Source organism: Rhizobium sp. K33, from assembly GCF_056501445.1.
This window is the reverse complement of the sequence record NZ_CP096478.1, coordinates 744,772-759,316: the sequence shown is the minus strand read 5'-3', so window position 1 is coordinate 759,316 and position 14,545 is coordinate 744,772. Positions and strand designations below refer to the sequence as shown.

Annotated in this window: 17 protein-coding genes; 8 read left to right on the top strand and 9 right to left on the bottom strand. The window is 62.7% G+C overall.

The window, feature by feature from the left end; all coding sequences use genetic code 11:
• The first annotated feature begins 96 nt into the window (after positions 1-96).
• From M1E12_RS03695 to M1E12_RS03685, 3 genes are all read left to right on the top strand, one after another.
• Positions 97-843 carry a hypothetical protein gene (locus M1E12_RS03695; protein WP_479563780.1) on the top strand — a complete coding sequence of 249 codons (747 nt, stop codon included), beginning with the start codon at positions 97-99 and terminating at the stop codon, positions 841-843.
• A 248-nt stretch (positions 844-1,091) separates the two neighbouring features.
• Positions 1,092-2,129, top strand: a complete 1,038-nt coding sequence (locus M1E12_RS03690) for an NADP-dependent oxidoreductase (protein ID WP_479563779.1) — start codon at positions 1,092-1,094, stop codon at positions 2,127-2,129.
• Positions 2,130-2,310: 181 nt separating this feature from the next.
• Positions 2,311-2,985, top strand: a complete 675-nt coding sequence (locus M1E12_RS03685) for a type 1 glutamine amidotransferase domain-containing protein (protein WP_479563778.1) — start codon at positions 2,311-2,313, stop codon at positions 2,983-2,985.
• A 51-nt stretch (positions 2,986-3,036) separates the two neighbouring features.
• On the opposite strand, the gene M1E12_RS03680 is transcribed toward M1E12_RS03685, so the two are convergent.
• Positions 3,037-3,660, bottom strand: coding sequence for a LysE family translocator (locus M1E12_RS03680; protein WP_113461945.1), 624 nt, complete (start codon positions 3,658-3,660; stop codon positions 3,037-3,039).
• A gap of 139 nt (positions 3,661-3,799) precedes the next feature.
• Positions 3,800-4,021, bottom strand: coding sequence for a hypothetical protein (locus tag M1E12_RS03675; RefSeq protein WP_113461946.1), 222 nt, complete (start codon positions 4,019-4,021; stop codon positions 3,800-3,802).
• 197 nt (positions 4,022-4,218) lie between these two features.
• On the opposite strand from M1E12_RS03675, the gene M1E12_RS03670 reads away from it, so the two are divergent.
• Positions 4,219-5,574 carry a cytochrome P450 gene (locus M1E12_RS03670; RefSeq protein ID WP_479563777.1) on the top strand — a complete coding sequence of 452 codons (1,356 nt, stop codon included), beginning with the start codon at positions 4,219-4,221 and terminating at the stop codon, positions 5,572-5,574.
• A gap of 38 nt (positions 5,575-5,612) precedes the next feature.
• On the opposite strand, the gene M1E12_RS03665 is transcribed toward M1E12_RS03670, so the two are convergent.
• Entirely contained in the window at positions 5,613-6,116 is a 504-nt protein-coding gene (locus M1E12_RS03665) for an N-acetyltransferase family protein (RefSeq protein WP_479563776.1), read from the bottom strand.
• A 134-nt stretch (positions 6,117-6,250) separates the two neighbouring features.
• Here M1E12_RS03665 and M1E12_RS03660 point away from each other — a divergent pair, with 134 nt between their 5' ends.
• On the top strand, positions 6,251-6,730 hold the full coding sequence (locus M1E12_RS03660) for an ABZJ_00895 family protein (RefSeq protein WP_479563775.1): 480 nt from the start codon (positions 6,251-6,253) through the stop codon (positions 6,728-6,730).
• 160 nt (positions 6,731-6,890) lie between these two features.
• On the opposite strand, the gene trhA is transcribed toward M1E12_RS03660, so the two are convergent.
• Positions 6,891-7,550: a PAQR family membrane homeostasis protein TrhA gene (trhA, locus tag M1E12_RS03655; protein WP_113461950.1), complete on the bottom strand. Its 660-nt coding sequence runs from the start codon at positions 7,548-7,550 to the stop codon at positions 6,891-6,893.
• Between the two features lie 199 nt (positions 7,551-7,749).
• Between trhA and M1E12_RS03650 the strand changes: the two genes are divergently transcribed.
• Positions 7,750-8,133 (top strand): MAPEG family protein, encoded by a 384-nt coding sequence (locus M1E12_RS03650; protein ID WP_479563774.1) that lies wholly within the window; start codon positions 7,750-7,752, stop codon positions 8,131-8,133.
• Between the two features lie 20 nt (positions 8,134-8,153).
• Here M1E12_RS03650 and M1E12_RS03645 read toward each other — a convergent pair whose 3' ends face one another.
• Positions 8,154-8,657, bottom strand: coding sequence for a DUF305 domain-containing protein (locus M1E12_RS03645; protein ID WP_479563773.1), 504 nt, complete (start codon positions 8,655-8,657; stop codon positions 8,154-8,156).
• Positions 8,658-8,854: 197 nt separating this feature from the next.
• On the opposite strand from M1E12_RS03645, the gene M1E12_RS03640 reads away from it, so the two are divergent.
• Together M1E12_RS03640 and M1E12_RS03635 are read left to right on the top strand one after the other, a co-directional pair.
• A complete protein-coding gene (locus tag M1E12_RS03640) occupies positions 8,855-9,151 on the top strand; it encodes a type II toxin-antitoxin system TacA family antitoxin (protein ID WP_479563772.1) in 297 nt (98 codons plus the stop codon).
• A 2-nt stretch (positions 9,152-9,153) separates the two neighbouring features.
• Positions 9,154-9,672: a GNAT family N-acetyltransferase gene (locus tag M1E12_RS03635; RefSeq protein WP_479563771.1), complete on the top strand. Its 519-nt coding sequence runs from the start codon at positions 9,154-9,156 to the stop codon at positions 9,670-9,672.
• 311 nt (positions 9,673-9,983) lie between these two features.
• Here the strand turns inward: M1E12_RS03635 and M1E12_RS03630 are convergent, their stop codons facing one another.
• The 4 genes from M1E12_RS03630 to xylF all read right to left on the bottom strand — a co-directional run bounded on the left by M1E12_RS03630 (position 9,984) and on the right by xylF (position 14,409).
• Positions 9,984-10,637 (bottom strand): hypothetical protein, encoded by a 654-nt coding sequence (locus M1E12_RS03630; RefSeq protein WP_479563770.1) that lies wholly within the window; start codon positions 10,635-10,637, stop codon positions 9,984-9,986.
• A 372-nt stretch (positions 10,638-11,009) separates the two neighbouring features.
• Positions 11,010-11,795: a sugar ABC transporter ATP-binding protein gene (locus tag M1E12_RS03625; RefSeq protein ID WP_113461955.1), complete on the bottom strand. Its 786-nt coding sequence runs from the start codon at positions 11,793-11,795 to the stop codon at positions 11,010-11,012.
• 14 nt (positions 11,796-11,809) lie between these two features.
• Positions 11,810-13,123 carry a sugar ABC transporter permease gene (locus M1E12_RS03620; protein ID WP_113461956.1) on the bottom strand — a complete coding sequence of 438 codons (1,314 nt, stop codon included), beginning with the start codon at positions 13,121-13,123 and terminating at the stop codon, positions 11,810-11,812.
• Positions 13,124-13,368: 245 nt separating this feature from the next.
• The gene (gene xylF, locus M1E12_RS03615; protein ID WP_113461957.1) at positions 13,369-14,409 is read right to left on the bottom strand and encodes a D-xylose ABC transporter substrate-binding protein; all 1,041 of its coding nucleotides are present in this window, start codon (positions 14,407-14,409) and stop codon (positions 13,369-13,371) included.
• Positions 14,410-14,545 lie beyond the last annotated feature (136 nt).

Below are 14,545 nucleotides of genomic sequence, written 5' to 3'. Positions count from 1 at the left end.
CGCGATCGAGGTCGCGGATCAGGCTCACGAGGCAGCAGATGACGGCATCGAAACCGGCCGCTGCCGAGCGGCGCGCCAAGAACAGGAGTGCCCCTGATGCGCAAAAGAACTGTCATCCTCTCTATCCTCGGTGGTCTCGTCTGCCTCGCCGTCATCGATGGCGGCATGCAGGTGATCCGTGCGAGCGATGCAATCTCCGGCCCGGTGGATCTTGCCGGCGTTACACAGCTTTCGGTCACCGGTGCCGCCAGCGATATCAGGATCTCGACCCGCGGCGACGGCGCGCGGGAGGCCGTTCTTTCCGGCACCCGCCACGGCTGGGGCGCGATCTGGCGTTCGGGCTGGTTCGGCGGCGACTGCGCCGGTGCGGCGCGGATGGCACGGGATGGCGACACGCTTCGCGTCCATATGGGCGAGCGCAGCGGCTTCTTCGGCTGGGGTGACTGGGACGATTGCACGCTGACGCTCGACGCGCGGCTTGCGCCGGAGGCCCGGATCTCGATCCGGCAGAAGGCCGCGCGCATGCGGCTCGACGGGGATTTTGCGACAATCGATGTCGACAGCGACGCGGGCGACTTCTTCTTCACCGGCCATGCGGCGAGCGTCGCTGCAAGCGGAGCAGCGCTGAGAGCACGGCTTGCCTTCGAGCGCGTGCTGAACACCGAGGAGATCCGCATTTCCGGCAAGATGCTCGATGCCTCGCTGCATTTCCTGGTGCCGACGCCGGTTTCCTACGGCGTCGACGCCATCGCCTCCTATGTCGATAGCGCGCTTCCGAACACGACGGGCGCAAAACCGGATATCCGCATTCGTGGCGAGATGGCGCGGGTGCGGATCGATTGAGGTAAGGACACGGAGAAAGCCAGCGTTCTTCACCCCCACCCGCCGCTTTGCGGCGACCTCCCCCCTCAAGGGGAGGTGGGCGGCCTGCCATGGCCGCGACAGAATGTCATGGAACAACGATAGAAGAGACCCGTTGACCGGCTCATGAACGCCGCCACCCGTGCCTGCCTCCCAAGGCCGCGGGTGGCGGTGCCCTTTCCAGAGGGCCTTGCCTCATTGGCAGGGCCCGCCAGACAAGGAGACATTCCATGCCGCAATCGACCACGAGCAATCGCCGCTTCGTTCTGGCCGAGCGCCCCAAGGGCGAACCGACCGATCAGACGCTCAGGCTCGAGACCGTCGACATCCCCGAGCCGGCCGAGGGGCAGATGCTGCTGCGCACCGTGTTTCTCTCGCTCGATCCCTATATGCGCGGGCGGATGAGCGATGCGCCGTCCTATGCGGCGCCGGTCGAGATCGGCCAGACCATGGTGGGTGCCACGGTATCACGCGTGGTCACCTCGAAGCTTGAGGGCTTCAAGGAAGGCGACTGGGTGGTCGGCTTTACCGGCTGGCAGGACTACGCGCTATCGGACGGAAAGGGCGTGACGCCGCTGAGTGCCAATCCCAGCCATCCGTCCTGGGCGCTGGGCGTGACCGGCATGCCGGGCTTCACGGCCTGGTCGGGACTGAAGGAAATCGGCAAGCCCAAGGCCGGCGAGACGCTGGTGGTTGCGGGTGCCACCGGACCTGTGGGGTCGACCGTCGGACAGATCGGCAAGATCCTGGGCCTCAAGGTCGTCGGCATTGCCGGCGGGCCGGAGAAATGCGGTCATGCGGTCGATACGCTCGGCTTCGACGCTTGCGTCGACTACAAGGCGGATGGCTTTGCCGAAAAGCTGAAAGCTGCAACGCCCGAGGGCATCGACATCTATTTCGAAAATGTCGGCGGCAAGGTCTTCGATGCCGTGGCACCGCAACTGAATACCGGCGCGCGCATTCCGCTCTGCGGACTGATCTCGCAATACAATGCGACCTCCCTGCCCGACGGCCCGGACCGCCTGGGCTGGCTGATGGGCATGTTCCTGAAGAAGCGCATCACCGTGCGCGGCTTCATCGTCTTCGACGATTTCGGTCATCTCTATCCCGATTTTGCCAAGGAAATGGGCGGCTGGGTCGAGGCCGGCAAGATCACCTACCGCGAAGAGATGATCGACGGGCTGGAAGAGGCACCGCGCGCCTTCATCGGCTTGTTGCGCGGCGAGGCCTTCGGCAAGCGGGTGATCCGCGTCGGGCCGGATGACTGATTTGCGTGGCTGATCCTCCGAGGCCCTCGCACTGCGAGGGCACCTCAGGAGGAGGGCGTCTACCGCCCTAAACACCAAGATCTCCCCTCACCTCAGGTGTCCGGCGCAGCCGGACCTCGAAGGGTGAGGCTCCTGCTGCCAGCATGAAAACACGATCAACACCTTACAAAGGAAACCACCCATGAAAATCCTGATGGTTCTCACCTCCCATGACAAACTCGGCGACACCGGCAAGAAGACCGGCTTCTGGCTAGAAGAGTTTGCCGCGCCCTATTACGTGCTGAAGGATGCCGGCGCCGAGATCACGCTTGCCTCGCCGAAGGGCGGCCAGCCGCCGCTCGACCCGAAGAGTGACGAGCCGGATGCACAGACCGAGGCGACGGATCGCTTCAAGGCGGATCAGACGGCGCAGCAGTTGCTCGCCTCGACCACGCCGCTCTCGCAGATCGATCCTTCCGACTTCGACGCGGTCTTCTATCCTGGCGGCCATGGCCCGCTCTGGGACCTTGCCGAAGACAAGGACAGCATCGCTCTGATCGAAGCCTTTGCCGCCAAGGATCGGCCGGTCGGCGCGGTCTGCCATGCGCCGGGCGTGCTGCGTCATGTGAAGAGCAAGGACGGCCAGCCGCTGGTCTCGGGCCGCAAGGTAACGGGCTTCACGAATTCCGAGGAAGAGGCCGTCGGCCTGACCAAGGTCGTGCCCTTCCTGGTCGAGGACATGCTGCAGGAGCGCGGCGGGCTTTACGAGAAGGGTGCCGACTGGGGCGTGCATGTCGTGACCGATGGCAAACTGGTCACAGGTCAGAACCCGGCGTCTTCGGAAGAGGCCGCCAAGGCACTTCTGAAACTGCTCTGATCTTTTCCAACTGGACGGGCGGGGCGGCAAGGCCCCGCCCGTTTTACGCCATCAGGGCGCGGAACGGAGTGTGGCGGTTGCGACACCCGCCCCGATGAGCAGCGTCCCGCCCGTCTTGTTGAACAGGCCGATGGCGCGCGGGCTGCGGACGAGGTTTCGTGCGCGGGAGGCGATCAGGGCATAGCCGGCGGCATTCAGGAAGGCGAGGACAAGGAAGGTGGTCTCGAAGATCACCATCTGGGTGAAGAAGTCGCCATGCTTGTCGAGGAACTGCGGCAGGAAGGCCACGAAGAAGGTGATGCTCTTCGGGTTCAAGGCAGTGACGACCCAGGCGTGACCCACCATTTTCATGGTCGTTGCCCGGTCCGTCTGCGGCTTAACATCAAGGGTGCCGCCAGCGCGGAAGAGCTTGATGCCGAGATAGACGAGATAGGCCGCACCCAGCCATTTCAGCGCCGTGAAAATGGTGGCCGAGGTGGCAAGGATCGCGCCGACGCCGAGCATGGAGAGCGTCATGGCGGTGAAATCGCCAAGCGCCACGCCGGTTGCCACGGGCAGCGCGCTGCGCCAGCCCTGCCCCAGCGCGTACGAGACGACCAGAAGAATGGTCGGCCCGGGAATGATCAAGAGAACCGCAGAGGCGGCGGCGAAGGCAAGCCAGGTTTCGAAGGTCATAGGAGTCTCCTGCCAAAGAACAGGATAAATCCTCAAGGCCAGCGGTTTGTAAAGATGCCGGGCAAACCTTTGGGCCGCGTCGCTTGCGCCTTATGCCCCGCCCGGACCGAACGGGGAGCAATCCCGGGCCGGCCGATCATTATCTCGATCGGCGATTGGCCGAGTGATCCTGATACTGCTCCGTCTGGACATTCTTGCTGTCGAGACCGCGTGTCTCAGGATGCTGCGCCTTGTCGCGGTTGGAAAGGACCTGGTTTTCCTCCAGCATGCCTTCCTGCAGGTTGGTCATGCCGCCTGAACCATCGCCCTTGCCCTGGCTGCCTTTGCCGAAGTGTTTGCTGTCGCCTGTGCCGCTGCCCATGGCCGTGTCTCCTGTTGTTTTTCCTCGTTCTTTGCCGACTTCCGAGCGTCGGCAGAGAGCCAACCGGCGGCCGCGAGCTTCGTTCCCGCCTTTTTTTCGCCATTTTCCAGAAACGCGCGGAACAAATGGCCCGCCGCGATGTTCGCCCGCAAGCGAGGTGCGTGGGGTGCCTCGGCTTGGGGAGACTTGAGATGATCGTGCAGGACACTAGACCGGTGCAGCTGGAGGCGACCGGGACGCCAGATCGCGTGGTCGATCACCGCGGCGGAGGCGGCCGGATCTGGCCGCCGAAGATCCCGCGCAGTCCCGCCTTCGACGAAACGCTTTCCCTGATGCGCGAAGGCTATGGCTTCCTGCCGCGGCGCTTTGCCGATCTCGATACGCCGATCTTCCGCACCCGGCTGATGCTGCGCGACGTGATCTGCATGACCGGGCCGATCGCGGCGCGGCTGATTTACGACGATGCCCGACTGACGCGCGTCGGCGCCATGCCGCAGACCGTGCTGCGGCTCTTGCAGGACAAGGGCAGCGTGCAGCAGCTGGATGGAGCGGCGCATCGCCATCGCAAGGCGCTCTTCGTGCGGATCCTGATGGAGGACAAGGGATCGCTCGACCGCCTGGTCGCGACCTTCCGGCGGCAGTTCCTGGAGCGGGTGCCGGACTGGTCGCGGATGGGAGCCGTGGCGCTCGGCAAGGAGCTCGACCTCATCCTCTTCCGCACGGCCCTTTCCTGGACGCAGGCGCCGGTGGATGTTGACCTGCTCGAAGACGATGCCGCGCTGGTTGCCGACATGATCGAGAATGCCGGCCATGTCGGGCCTCGGACCTTCGGCACGCTGTTTCGCCGCTCGCTTCTCGAACGGCGGTTTCGCGCGGCGTTCCGCGAGATCCGGCGCGGCAAGCTCACGCCAATGCCGGGCTCACCGATGGCCATGCTTGCGGGCTATCGCGACGTGCATGGCCAGTTGCTCTCGCCGACGGTCGCGGCTGTCGAGTTGATCAACCTGATCCGCCCGCTGGTTGCGATCGGCCGCTACATCGTCTTTGCCGCGCTGCGGCTCGAGCGGCATCCGCAATGGAAGGAGATCCTGGCCGAACCCGATGCCGAGCGGCTGACGGATTTTGCCGAGGAAGTGCGGCGGATTTCGCCCTTCTTTCCCTTTGTCGGTGCGGTGGCCCGGGCCTCCTTCGACTGGAAGGGTTATCGCATTCGGCGCGGCCAGTGGCTGATGCTCGACCTTTATGGCAGCTGCCATGCCGGAGAGGCGTTTCGCGCACCGGACGAATTCCGACCCGGGCGCGGGGTGCGTCGCGACGAGGCCGATTACAGCTTCATTCCGCAAGGGGCAGGATCGACCGCGCGCGGACATCGCTGTCCGGGCGAGATGGCGACCGTCGAGATCCTGAAGGAGGCGGCGCGGCTGCTGGCGGGCGTCATCGACTACGATGTGCCGGAACAGGATCTGTCGGTCTCGCTGACCACCGTGCCGACGGGACCGACGGACGGCTTCATCATCTCCGGCGTGCGCTGGCGCGGCATGGAGCGGGCCTGACACACGGCCCCTCCCCTATGGATTGCCGAGAGAGACCGTTAGTCGAGCTTCAGCTCCATCATGGTGAGGTCCAGCCAGCGGCCGAACTTCTTGCCGACTTCATGATGGGTGCCGACGAGGCGGAAGCCGAGGCTTTTGTGGAGGGCGATGGAGCCGGTGTTGCCGGCCTCGATGGCGGCGACCATGACATGGATGTTGCCCGCCCTTGCCCGCTCGATCAGGGCTGACATCAAGGCCTTACCGAGACCGCGGCCATAATGGTCCTTCTCGACATAGACCGAATGCTCGACCGACTGGCGAAAGCCATCGAAGGGGCGCCAGTCGCCATAGGAGGCGTAGCCGGCGATGCGGCCCTCGACTTCGGCGACAAGGATGGGAAAGCCCCTCGCCTGACGGAGATCATACCAGGCCTTGCGATTGTCGAGATCGACCAGGGTCTCGTTCCAGATCGCCGTCGTCTCGGCCACTGCGTGATTGTAGATGGCGAGGATTGCGGGCAGATCGGCTTCGGTTGCGTCGCGGAGGATGAGGGACGTGGTCATGATGGGGCTTCTGCAATTTGCGGTGGAAAATGCGCCGCGCGAGACGGTGATGTGACGGGCGTTACTTCGCCGCGTCGACACATCGGGCAACAAAGGCTTAAAGGCAAGACCACCCTAGACGGAAAACAGATTTCATGACCTCCATGCTTCCCGGCCTCCTGCTTCGCTACACGCTCGTCTTCATCGCGGCGCAGCTTGCCATCTATCTCCTGGTGCTGGCGCTCGATGCCTTCGGCTGGGGCGACAGCATGTCGTCTGCCGGCAATGTGGCCGTGCTGATGGCGGCAGGCTCCTCGGCAGGCAGCTATGTGACGCAGCGGCGGAAGGCGCGGCCCGGCTGGGGCCTGAGCCTGAAACTTTCGGCGCTGCTTGCCGTGGTGGCGGTGCTGCTCGGGTCGCTGATCCTGCTCGCGATCGTCTGGGTGAACGGCATCACCAGCGCGGAACTGCAGCTGCTTGCGGCCCAGATGGGCATGATGCCGCTGACGGCGACGCTGGTGCTGGCAGGCGTTTCGCTGGCGCTGAGCTTTCCCATGACGCTCGCGGGTTTTCGCATCGGTGCTTCGGCGACCGCCAAGCAGATTGCCAAGCAGGCCGAGGTGACGGGGATCTGAGGGGGCGCTGGTTTCGGTCGTCAGACATTGAGTGGTGACGGGGGCTCTGGGACCTGTGGTGACGGGCTGGGCAAGGACGCAGGCGTCAAGTGTGAGGCAGGCGTCGGTAGATCCTCGGGACAGGACCGAGGATGACGTGCCTTCAGGGGTCTGAGCAGCCTCAGCCGAGGCTGATCGCCGTGAAGACGGCCGAGTAATGGACGATGGCGGCCGTCACCACGAAAGCATGCCAGATGGCATTCTGGAAGCGCAGGCGTTCCCAGACATGGAAGACGACGCCGGCGGAATAGATGCAGCCGCCGACGATGATGAGGGTCAGCGTCACGCCCGGGATGATTTCGGAAAGCGGCCCCATGGCGAAGGCGCCGCTCCAGCCCATGGCGAGGTAGAGCAGGATGGCGAGCCGGTCATAGCGGCCGGGGAAGCGGAACTTCAGCCAGATGCCGGTAAAGGCCGTGATCCAGATGCCGATGAGGAGTGCGAGGATCAGCGGGCGATCGGCGCCCTGCACGAGGAAGGGCGTGTAGGTAGAAGCGATCAGGATGAAGATCGCGGAGTGATCGAAGCGGCGCAGGATCCACTTCACGCGCGAATGCGGCCACATGTTGTAGGTGAAGGAGACGCCGAGCGCGATGATCAGCCCGAGGCCATAGATCCAGCTCGCGGCGATATTGGCATAGTCGGAATAGACGGTGGCATAGAAGATCAGCGCGGTGGCGCCGACCAGCGCGAAGACGACACCGATGCCATGGATGATCCCGTCGGCGACCAGCTCATGCAGGTCGTAGGCGCGGCCAAACTTGAATGGATCGGTACTCATCACGTCTCTTCGTCTTGTCACACGGGCTGCAGCTTGCGCTTGCGAAGCATTGCCCTTGATGATGGCGGAAACGGTATCATCTCACAAGCGCCGCGCTCTTCACAAACGCACTGTGATCGTAACCTTCCTTGCTTGCCTAATCATGACACGCCGCCTACCAATCAATGGTTACGATCGACATGTGTTGCCGAGAAAAATCATGCGCTTCACCATACTTTCCACCTTTGCCGCCCTGCTCACCTATTGCTGGTTCCTGCTAAAAGTCGGTCAGGCCCGCCGCAAGTTCGGGGTGGAGGCACCCAGGACCACCGGAAATGCGGATTTCGAGCGGATCTTTCGCGTCCAGCAGAACACGGTCGAGCAGCTGGTGCTCTTCCTGCCGTCGCTCTGGATCTTCGGCTTTTACGTCTCCGACATGCTGGCCGGGCTGCTGGGTCTCGGCTGGACGGCGGCGCGGGCGCTTTATGCGGCAGAATACTACGCCGATGCCAAGACCCGCGGCCCCGGGGCGGCGCTCACCTTCCTGATCGGCATCGTGCTGCTCGTCGGCGGGACGATCGGGGCGCTGATCAAGGGCGTCTGATCGCCCCCCCGGCGCGTTCCTCACGGCTGCGGCGTCGTCTGTGGCGACGGGGCGAGATCCGGGGCATCATCCGCCGGCGGATTAGCTTCGAGTTCGGCGACCAGCCTCTTCATCTCTGCGATCTCGCGCACCTGCGCCTCGATGATTTCGTCGGCGAGTTCCCGCACGCGCGGATCGCGAATATGGGCCCGCTCGCTGGTCATAATCGCTATCGAATGATGCGGGATCATCGCCTTCATGTAGCTCACGTCGCCGACTGTTTCCTGGCTGCGCACGAGCCACAGCGAAAAGGCAAAGACGACGACGCTGCCGGCGATGATCACGGCATTCCAGCGCTGGTTCTTATACATCGACGCCATGAAACCCATCATGATCATCGCCATGACGGCCCCCATCAGGAGCGCCATCCAGGTGCGTGTCTGACTGTAGGTGACATGGTCGAGGGCGTAGGTGTTCAAATACATCAGCGCGAACATCACGACCGTCGACGTGGCGATCATCGCGGCGAAACGGGAATAGGACATCGGGCAGGCTCCGGGATCAGATCGAGGCGCCGGGCAGCGTTGCGGACGGACCGGCTGATGGTGCCAACCGCGGGGCTTGGGGTGTTGTTCCATGGAGCGGGGCGCTGAACGGCTGGTCGGCGGAAGCGCGCCTAGCTCTGGCAATGTATTGCACTTTGCATTACATTCAGAGCGATCTCACTTTAGGAGCTACGTTAATGGCTATTCCCGATCGCAAGGACTATCCGATATCCATGCGCTTGCCGGAGACCGATGTGGCAATGATCGACCGTGCGGCGGCTCTTAAAGGCAGGTCGCGGACCGATTTCGTCCGGGATGCTGCCGTTAGGGCCGCTGAAGAAGCCGTCATGGAGCAACAGCTGATCCGCATGACAGAAGACGGATTTGCCGATTTCATGGCGCTGATGGCGGCGCCGGTGGAGGTTGTGCCCGAACTGGTTGAGGTGCTGCGCCGCCCTGCCCCCTGGGAGGCGGGTTACCGGGCGAAGGACTGAGCATGGCGCTTTCCGCTCCCGAGCCGCTGCATGACGGCCACGACCTGAGCGGCTTTTCCTGCGGCAAGCCGGCACTCGACAACTGGCTGAAGACGCGGGCACGGGCCAACCAGGAGAACGGCTTTACCGTCGTCATTGTGGTGCATGATGCAGGACGTGTCGTCGGCTATTATGGCCTCTCTCCGACGGCGGTACTACCGGCGTCCCTGCCCCGCTCCGTCCGCACCGCCCAGCCGCCCAACCCCGTGCCATGCCTGCTGCTCGGGCAGCTTGCCGTCGATCAGTCCTATGCCGGGCATGGGATCGGGACAGGTCTCATCAAGCATGCGCTTACCCGCTGCGTGCAGGGCGCAGCGCTTGTGGGTGGGCGGGCGCTGATCGTCAATGCAATTGATGAGGAGGCGCGGCTGTTCTGGACGCGGCGTGGTTTTTTGCCGTCGAAGGACGATCCGTTTCGACTGTTGCGGCCGATTTCGCATATTGCGGCGGCGCTGGAGCACGTCGAAAAGCATCACGGGTAACCTGACCTCCGGGCTACTGCGCGCCCCTCAAACAAACGAGGGAGCTTTCGCCGCCTCGCCTGTCTCAATTCAACTTTACGCTCGTGACGCTCACGCCACCTCCATGGCGCCCGGGCCTGCAATCAGGACGAACCGCAAAAGTGCGGAGTTGGAACGCGTCGTAGCAGATTATGATGAAAGGTCCTGTGGCGGTAAAGCGTTCCCGGAATATGTCCAGGTAGCGGACCCAGCAGCGCAGTGGCGCCGCGGCAGGATACCCCATAGTGGAGCCACACAAAGCTGGCTCCTTGCATCCTGACTTATACCGGCCATTAGAATAGGATGTAACTGTAAGCGGTTCCGTTCGCGTTGAAGCCAGCATACTTTCCAGTGGCTTTATCGCGACGCGTCCCATCTTCGGCTCTATAGGTATGTGCAGCGAGGAACTCGTCCAATCCTTCGACGGTGGTGCTACCCGATTCACCCTTATCGGTGCCGTCTGCGTAATAGTAATTGGTCTGTGTCATGGTTGCGGATACCCCATGAGCCGAGAGATCTATCTCCTCAATGGTGCCTTCGGCCGCTGCCTTAAGGTAAGCCCTTGCTTCTTCGGCACGTGGCCCGGTACCCGCAGCCTGCTTTTGTTTAATTTCTAAGGCGAATTCTCTCATTTGCTCGTCGCTGACAACCGTGCCGGTGCCTGTCTTCGTTAGGCTATACTCGCCATTTTCTCCGTCAACGCGCGTGGCGTCGTCCATAGTGAAAACGCCGATGGAACGATTGGCATCGTCCGATTTCATGCCAGCCACAATTTCGATGATTTTGCCGATGGCGTTGCCGGCCTTGAAAACGTCGTCCGTATTGCCAGTGGTCTGCCCTAGTGTGCCGGTTCCTGACGAATTGGTGTCTGCACCCGGCTTTGCGGGAGTGGTGCCGAAGAGAAGAGCAATCGAGTTACTAGAAATGTTGTTAATGCTGGAAATCATTGGACAGCTTCCTGTGCGAAAACGGTGATCGTCCAACATGGACACCCCGCCGTGGGGAAGCTTCATGCTTGCGGGGTAGATTATTGAGATGCCCGTAAACGAACCACTAAATTTCTACCCTGAGTTTTCTTTCCTTAAAAGGTGCATACTTTTGCAGTTCAGAATTTTGGTTTCGCCACCCACCTACAGGGATGCTGGGCTACGAGAGCTGTATCTCAGTTTAGTTTTGGCAAACCTCATCGACAGTGCGGCGGACCTAGGTAAGGCGCGAAGATCCTGGCTTTTGACCTCAGCAAACACTCGATGCCAATCCCCAAACGAAAACGAGGGGGCTTACGCCCCCTCGCCTGTCTCAGTTCACTGTCTCTCAGCTCACGCCGTCTGCATGGCACCCGGGCCGGGAACGGCGCCGGGGGGGCATTTGCCGAGGATGATCATGCCGAGCACTTCGTCCTTGGTGACATCCTCGGTGCGGGCATGGCCCACGACGCGGCCGTTCTTCATGACGAAGACGCGGTCGGCGAGGTCGAAGACGTCGTGGATGTCGTGGCTGATCAGGAAGATGCCGAGGCCGTCCTTCTTCAGCTGCTGGATGAGATCGCCGACCTGAGCGGTTTCCTGCGGACCCAAGGCGGCCGTCGGTTCGTCCATGATCAGGATCTGGGCGTCGAAGAGGATTGCACGCGCAATCGCCACCGACTGGCGCTGACCACCGGACAGAGCCTTGACCGGCTCCTTGAAGCGCTGGAAGTTGGGGTTGAGGCGCCCCATGACTTCACGCGCCTTGGCTTCCATCGCGACATCGTCGAGCGTGCCCCAGGCGGTGCGCAGCTCGCGGCCGAGATAGAGGTTGGCGGCGGCATCGACGTTATCGGCGACGGCGAGCGTCTGGTAGATCGTCTCGATGCCATACTTCTTGGCGTCGCGCGGGTTGTTGATGTCGGCGAATTCGCCCTTGATCAGGATGTCGCCGTTGTCGCGCTTGTAGGCGCCCGACAGGATCTTGATCAGGGTCGACTTGCCGGCACCGTTGTGGCCGAGCAGGGCCACGACTTCACCCGGGAAGAGGTCGATCGTGGCGTCGTCCACGGCGTGGATACCGCCGAAGGAGATGGAAACGTTGCGCATTTCCACGAGGGGGGTGCGATTTTCAGACATGAGTTCAACTCCCCTTACTTCGCACGAGCGCGGTAGACGGTGTCGAGCCAGACCGCGACGACGAGCACGATACCGATGACGATGCTCTGGAGCGGTGTGTCGAGACCGAGCAGGACCATGCCCGAATTCAGTGATTGCATGACGATGGCGCCGAGCATGGCGCCGGCGATGGTGCCCACGCCGCCGGCAAGCGAGGTGCCGCCGATGACGGCTGCGGCGATGGTGTAGAGCTCGTCGAGCGTGCCCTGGGCATTCGTCGCAGCATTCAGACGGGCGGTCGAGATGGCGGCGGCGATGGCGCAGAGTGCGCCCATCAGAGCGAAGAGCTTGACGGTGACCCACTTCACCTTGATGCCGGCGAGTTCAGCGGCTTCAGGGTTGCCGCCGATCGCGAAGACATAGCGGCCAAAGCGGGTGCGGTTGGTGATGAAGGCCATGACCATGGCGATGCCGATGGCGATCAGAACCGGGACGGCGATGCCGAGACCGATCTGCAGGCCACCTTCCGGCCAGGCGATGCCGTTTTCTTCGGCATAGCGGCGCGCGAGGTTGACCGGCATGTAATAGCTGTTGGCGACCCAGACGGCGCTGAGCACGGCAACGCAGCCGGAGGCCACGAGGAAATACTCCGCCCAGATCGGACGCAGCGGGAAGCCGAAGCGACGGCGCTGGCGGCGGGTGTTGAGGATCGACAGCACGATCATCAAGCAGGCGACGATGCCGACGATCCAGCTGGCGGTCACGCCGATCGAACCATCCGCGCCACCGCCCATCAGACGGTAGGTGGTGTCCATCGGGGCAACGGTCGCGCCCGAGGTGACCATCCAGGCCGCGCCGCGCCAGACGAGCAGGCCGCCGAGCGTGACGATGAAGGCGGGAACGCCGAGGAAGGCGATGATGGCGCCATGCAGCGCACCGATGCAGGTGCCGACGAGGATGCCGGCCGACAGCGCGATGATCCACATCATCGGATGTTCGAAGCCGATGATCGGCGGCAGGATGCGCGCCTGCAGCACGGCCATGATCATGCCGACGAAACCGAGGATCGAGCCGACCGACAGGTCGATGTTGCGGGTGACGATAACCAGGACCATGCCGGTTGCCATGACCGACACGGAGGCCGCCTGAACCGAGAGGTTCCAGAGGTTGCGCGAGGTCAGGAACAGGCCGTTCGACAGGATGTCGAAGCCGACCCAGATCAGGCCGAGCGCGATGACCATGCCGAGCAGGCGCGTGTCGATCTCGGTGGCCTGGAAGAAGCGCTTGAGCGCTGAAACATTGGATGCCCGGGCACCATGCGCGGGTGTGGCTAGGCTGTGATCCGCCATACGAATAATTCTCCCCAGTCGTTTGTCGGCTTGCGAAGGGCACGCATCCGGCGTGCGGCTTGCGGGCATCGTGCCCGCCATGCGGATCGAGGCATCTCTCGTTCTTCGGCGGCTATGGAGGATGCGAAGGCTGGCCCCTTAAAGCCGACTGCCGCGCTCCTGCCGCGATGCTCCCGATCAGTCGAAACGCCGCAGCGCAAAAGGCTGCGGCGTCCCGGCTCAAGCTCTAAAGGTCAGTCACGCGATCAGTTGCAGGCGGCAACCGAGCCGGCGGCAACGCCCTGGCATGCTTCTTCCTTGGAGATCCAGCCAGCGTCGATGACGACGTTGAGGTTTTCCTTGGTGATCGGCAGCGGAGCGATGAAGTAAGAGTTCATTTCGGTGCCCTTCGGGCCGCCGGAGAACTTCACGGTGCCTTCGATCTCGTCCATCGACTTGCCAGCGGCGAGTTCGTTGGCGATTTCGGCGGCCTTCTTGCCAAGTTCGCGGCTGTCCTTCCAGACAGACACGGTCTGCGTGCCGAGTGCGACGCGGTTCAGAGCGGCCTTGTCGCCGTCCTGACCGGAGACCGGAACGGAACCAGCGAGACCCTGGGCTTCGAGAGCGGCGACAACACCACCGGCCATGCCGTCGTTCGACGAAACAACAGCGTCAACGGCGTTGTTGTTGGCGGTCAGGAACTGCTCCATGTTCTTCTGGGCAGCTTCCGGCTTCCAGCCGTCGGTATAGGCTTCGCCGACGTTCTTGATCTTGCCCGAGTCAATGGCTTCCTTCAGCACTTCCATCTGACCGGAGTAGAGGAAGTCCGAGTTCGGGTCGGTCGAGGCGCCCTTGATGAAGACGTAGTTGCCTTCCGGCTTCACCTTGAACACTTCGCGGGCCTGCATGCGGCCGACTTCCTTGTTGTCGAAGGTGATGTAGTAGGCATCCGGGTTTTCGATCAGGCGGTCGTAGCCGACGACCGGGATGCCTTCAGCGGTGGCCTTTTCGATGGCCGGGCCGATGGCTTCGGAATCCTGGGCCAGAACGATCAGAGCGTTGGCGCCCTGTGCGATCAGGCTTTCGATGTCGGTCAGCTGCTTGGCGGCAGACGTCTGAGCGTCGGCGGAGATGTACTTGTTGCCAGCGGCTTCAAGTGCTGCCTTGATCGCGGCTTCGTCGGTCTTCCAACGCTCTTCCTGGAAGTTCGACCAGGAAACGCCGACCGTCAGGCCTTCGGCGTTGGCGACAGAATGCAGGCTCACGATGACGGCAGTGGCTGCCATCAGCTTCATAACGGATTTCATTTTAAACCTCCCAAGGTGATAGCGGACCGTCGGAAGACCTCCCAACCTACGACCCGCTGCGAAACTGCCCTTACCCCATGGACCCCCGTCCAATGGTTTTTCTCGACAGTCGAGAAAATAACTGGCAGAAGATTCC

Excerpts from the sequence above, each read along its gene's own strand:
- M1E12_RS03695 (WP_479563780.1), top strand. The coding sequence starts at position 97 with ATGCGCAAAAGAACTGTCATCCTCTCTATCCTCGGTGGTCTCGTCTGC.
- M1E12_RS03690 (WP_479563779.1), top strand. The coding sequence starts at position 1,092 with ATGCCGCAATCGACCACGAGCAATCGCCGCTTCGTTCTGGCCGAGCGC.
- M1E12_RS03685 (WP_479563778.1), top strand. The coding sequence starts at position 2,311 with ATGAAAATCCTGATGGTTCTCACCTCCCATGACAAACTCGGCGACACC.
- M1E12_RS03680 (WP_113461945.1), bottom strand. The coding sequence starts at position 3,660 with ATGACCTTCGAAACCTGGCTTGCCTTCGCCGCCGCCTCTGCGGTTCTC.
- M1E12_RS03675 (WP_113461946.1), bottom strand. The coding sequence starts at position 4,021 with ATGGGCAGCGGCACAGGCGACAGCAAACACTTCGGCAAAGGCAGCCAG.
- M1E12_RS03665 (WP_479563776.1), bottom strand. The coding sequence starts at position 6,116 with ATGACCACGTCCCTCATCCTCCGCGACGCAACCGAAGCCGATCTGCCC.
- M1E12_RS03660 (WP_479563775.1), top strand. The coding sequence starts at position 6,251 with ATGACCTCCATGCTTCCCGGCCTCCTGCTTCGCTACACGCTCGTCTTC.
- trhA (WP_113461950.1), bottom strand. The coding sequence starts at position 7,550 with ATGAGTACCGATCCATTCAAGTTTGGCCGCGCCTACGACCTGCATGAG.
- M1E12_RS03650 (WP_479563774.1), top strand. The coding sequence starts at position 7,750 with ATGCGCTTCACCATACTTTCCACCTTTGCCGCCCTGCTCACCTATTGC.
- M1E12_RS03645 (WP_479563773.1), bottom strand. The coding sequence starts at position 8,657 with ATGTCCTATTCCCGTTTCGCCGCGATGATCGCCACGTCGACGGTCGTG.
- M1E12_RS03640 (WP_479563772.1), top strand. The coding sequence starts at position 8,855 with ATGGCTATTCCCGATCGCAAGGACTATCCGATATCCATGCGCTTGCCG.
- M1E12_RS03635 (WP_479563771.1), top strand. The coding sequence starts at position 9,154 with ATGGCGCTTTCCGCTCCCGAGCCGCTGCATGACGGCCACGACCTGAGC.
- M1E12_RS03630 (WP_479563770.1), bottom strand. The coding sequence starts at position 10,637 with ATGATTTCCAGCATTAACAACATTTCTAGTAACTCGATTGCTCTTCTC.
- M1E12_RS03625 (WP_113461955.1), bottom strand. The coding sequence starts at position 11,795 with ATGTCTGAAAATCGCACCCCCCTCGTGGAAATGCGCAACGTTTCCATC.
- M1E12_RS03620 (WP_113461956.1), bottom strand. The coding sequence starts at position 13,123 with ATGGCGGATCACAGCCTAGCCACACCCGCGCATGGTGCCCGGGCATCC.
- xylF (WP_113461957.1), bottom strand. The coding sequence starts at position 14,409 with ATGAAATCCGTTATGAAGCTGATGGCAGCCACTGCCGTCATCGTGAGC.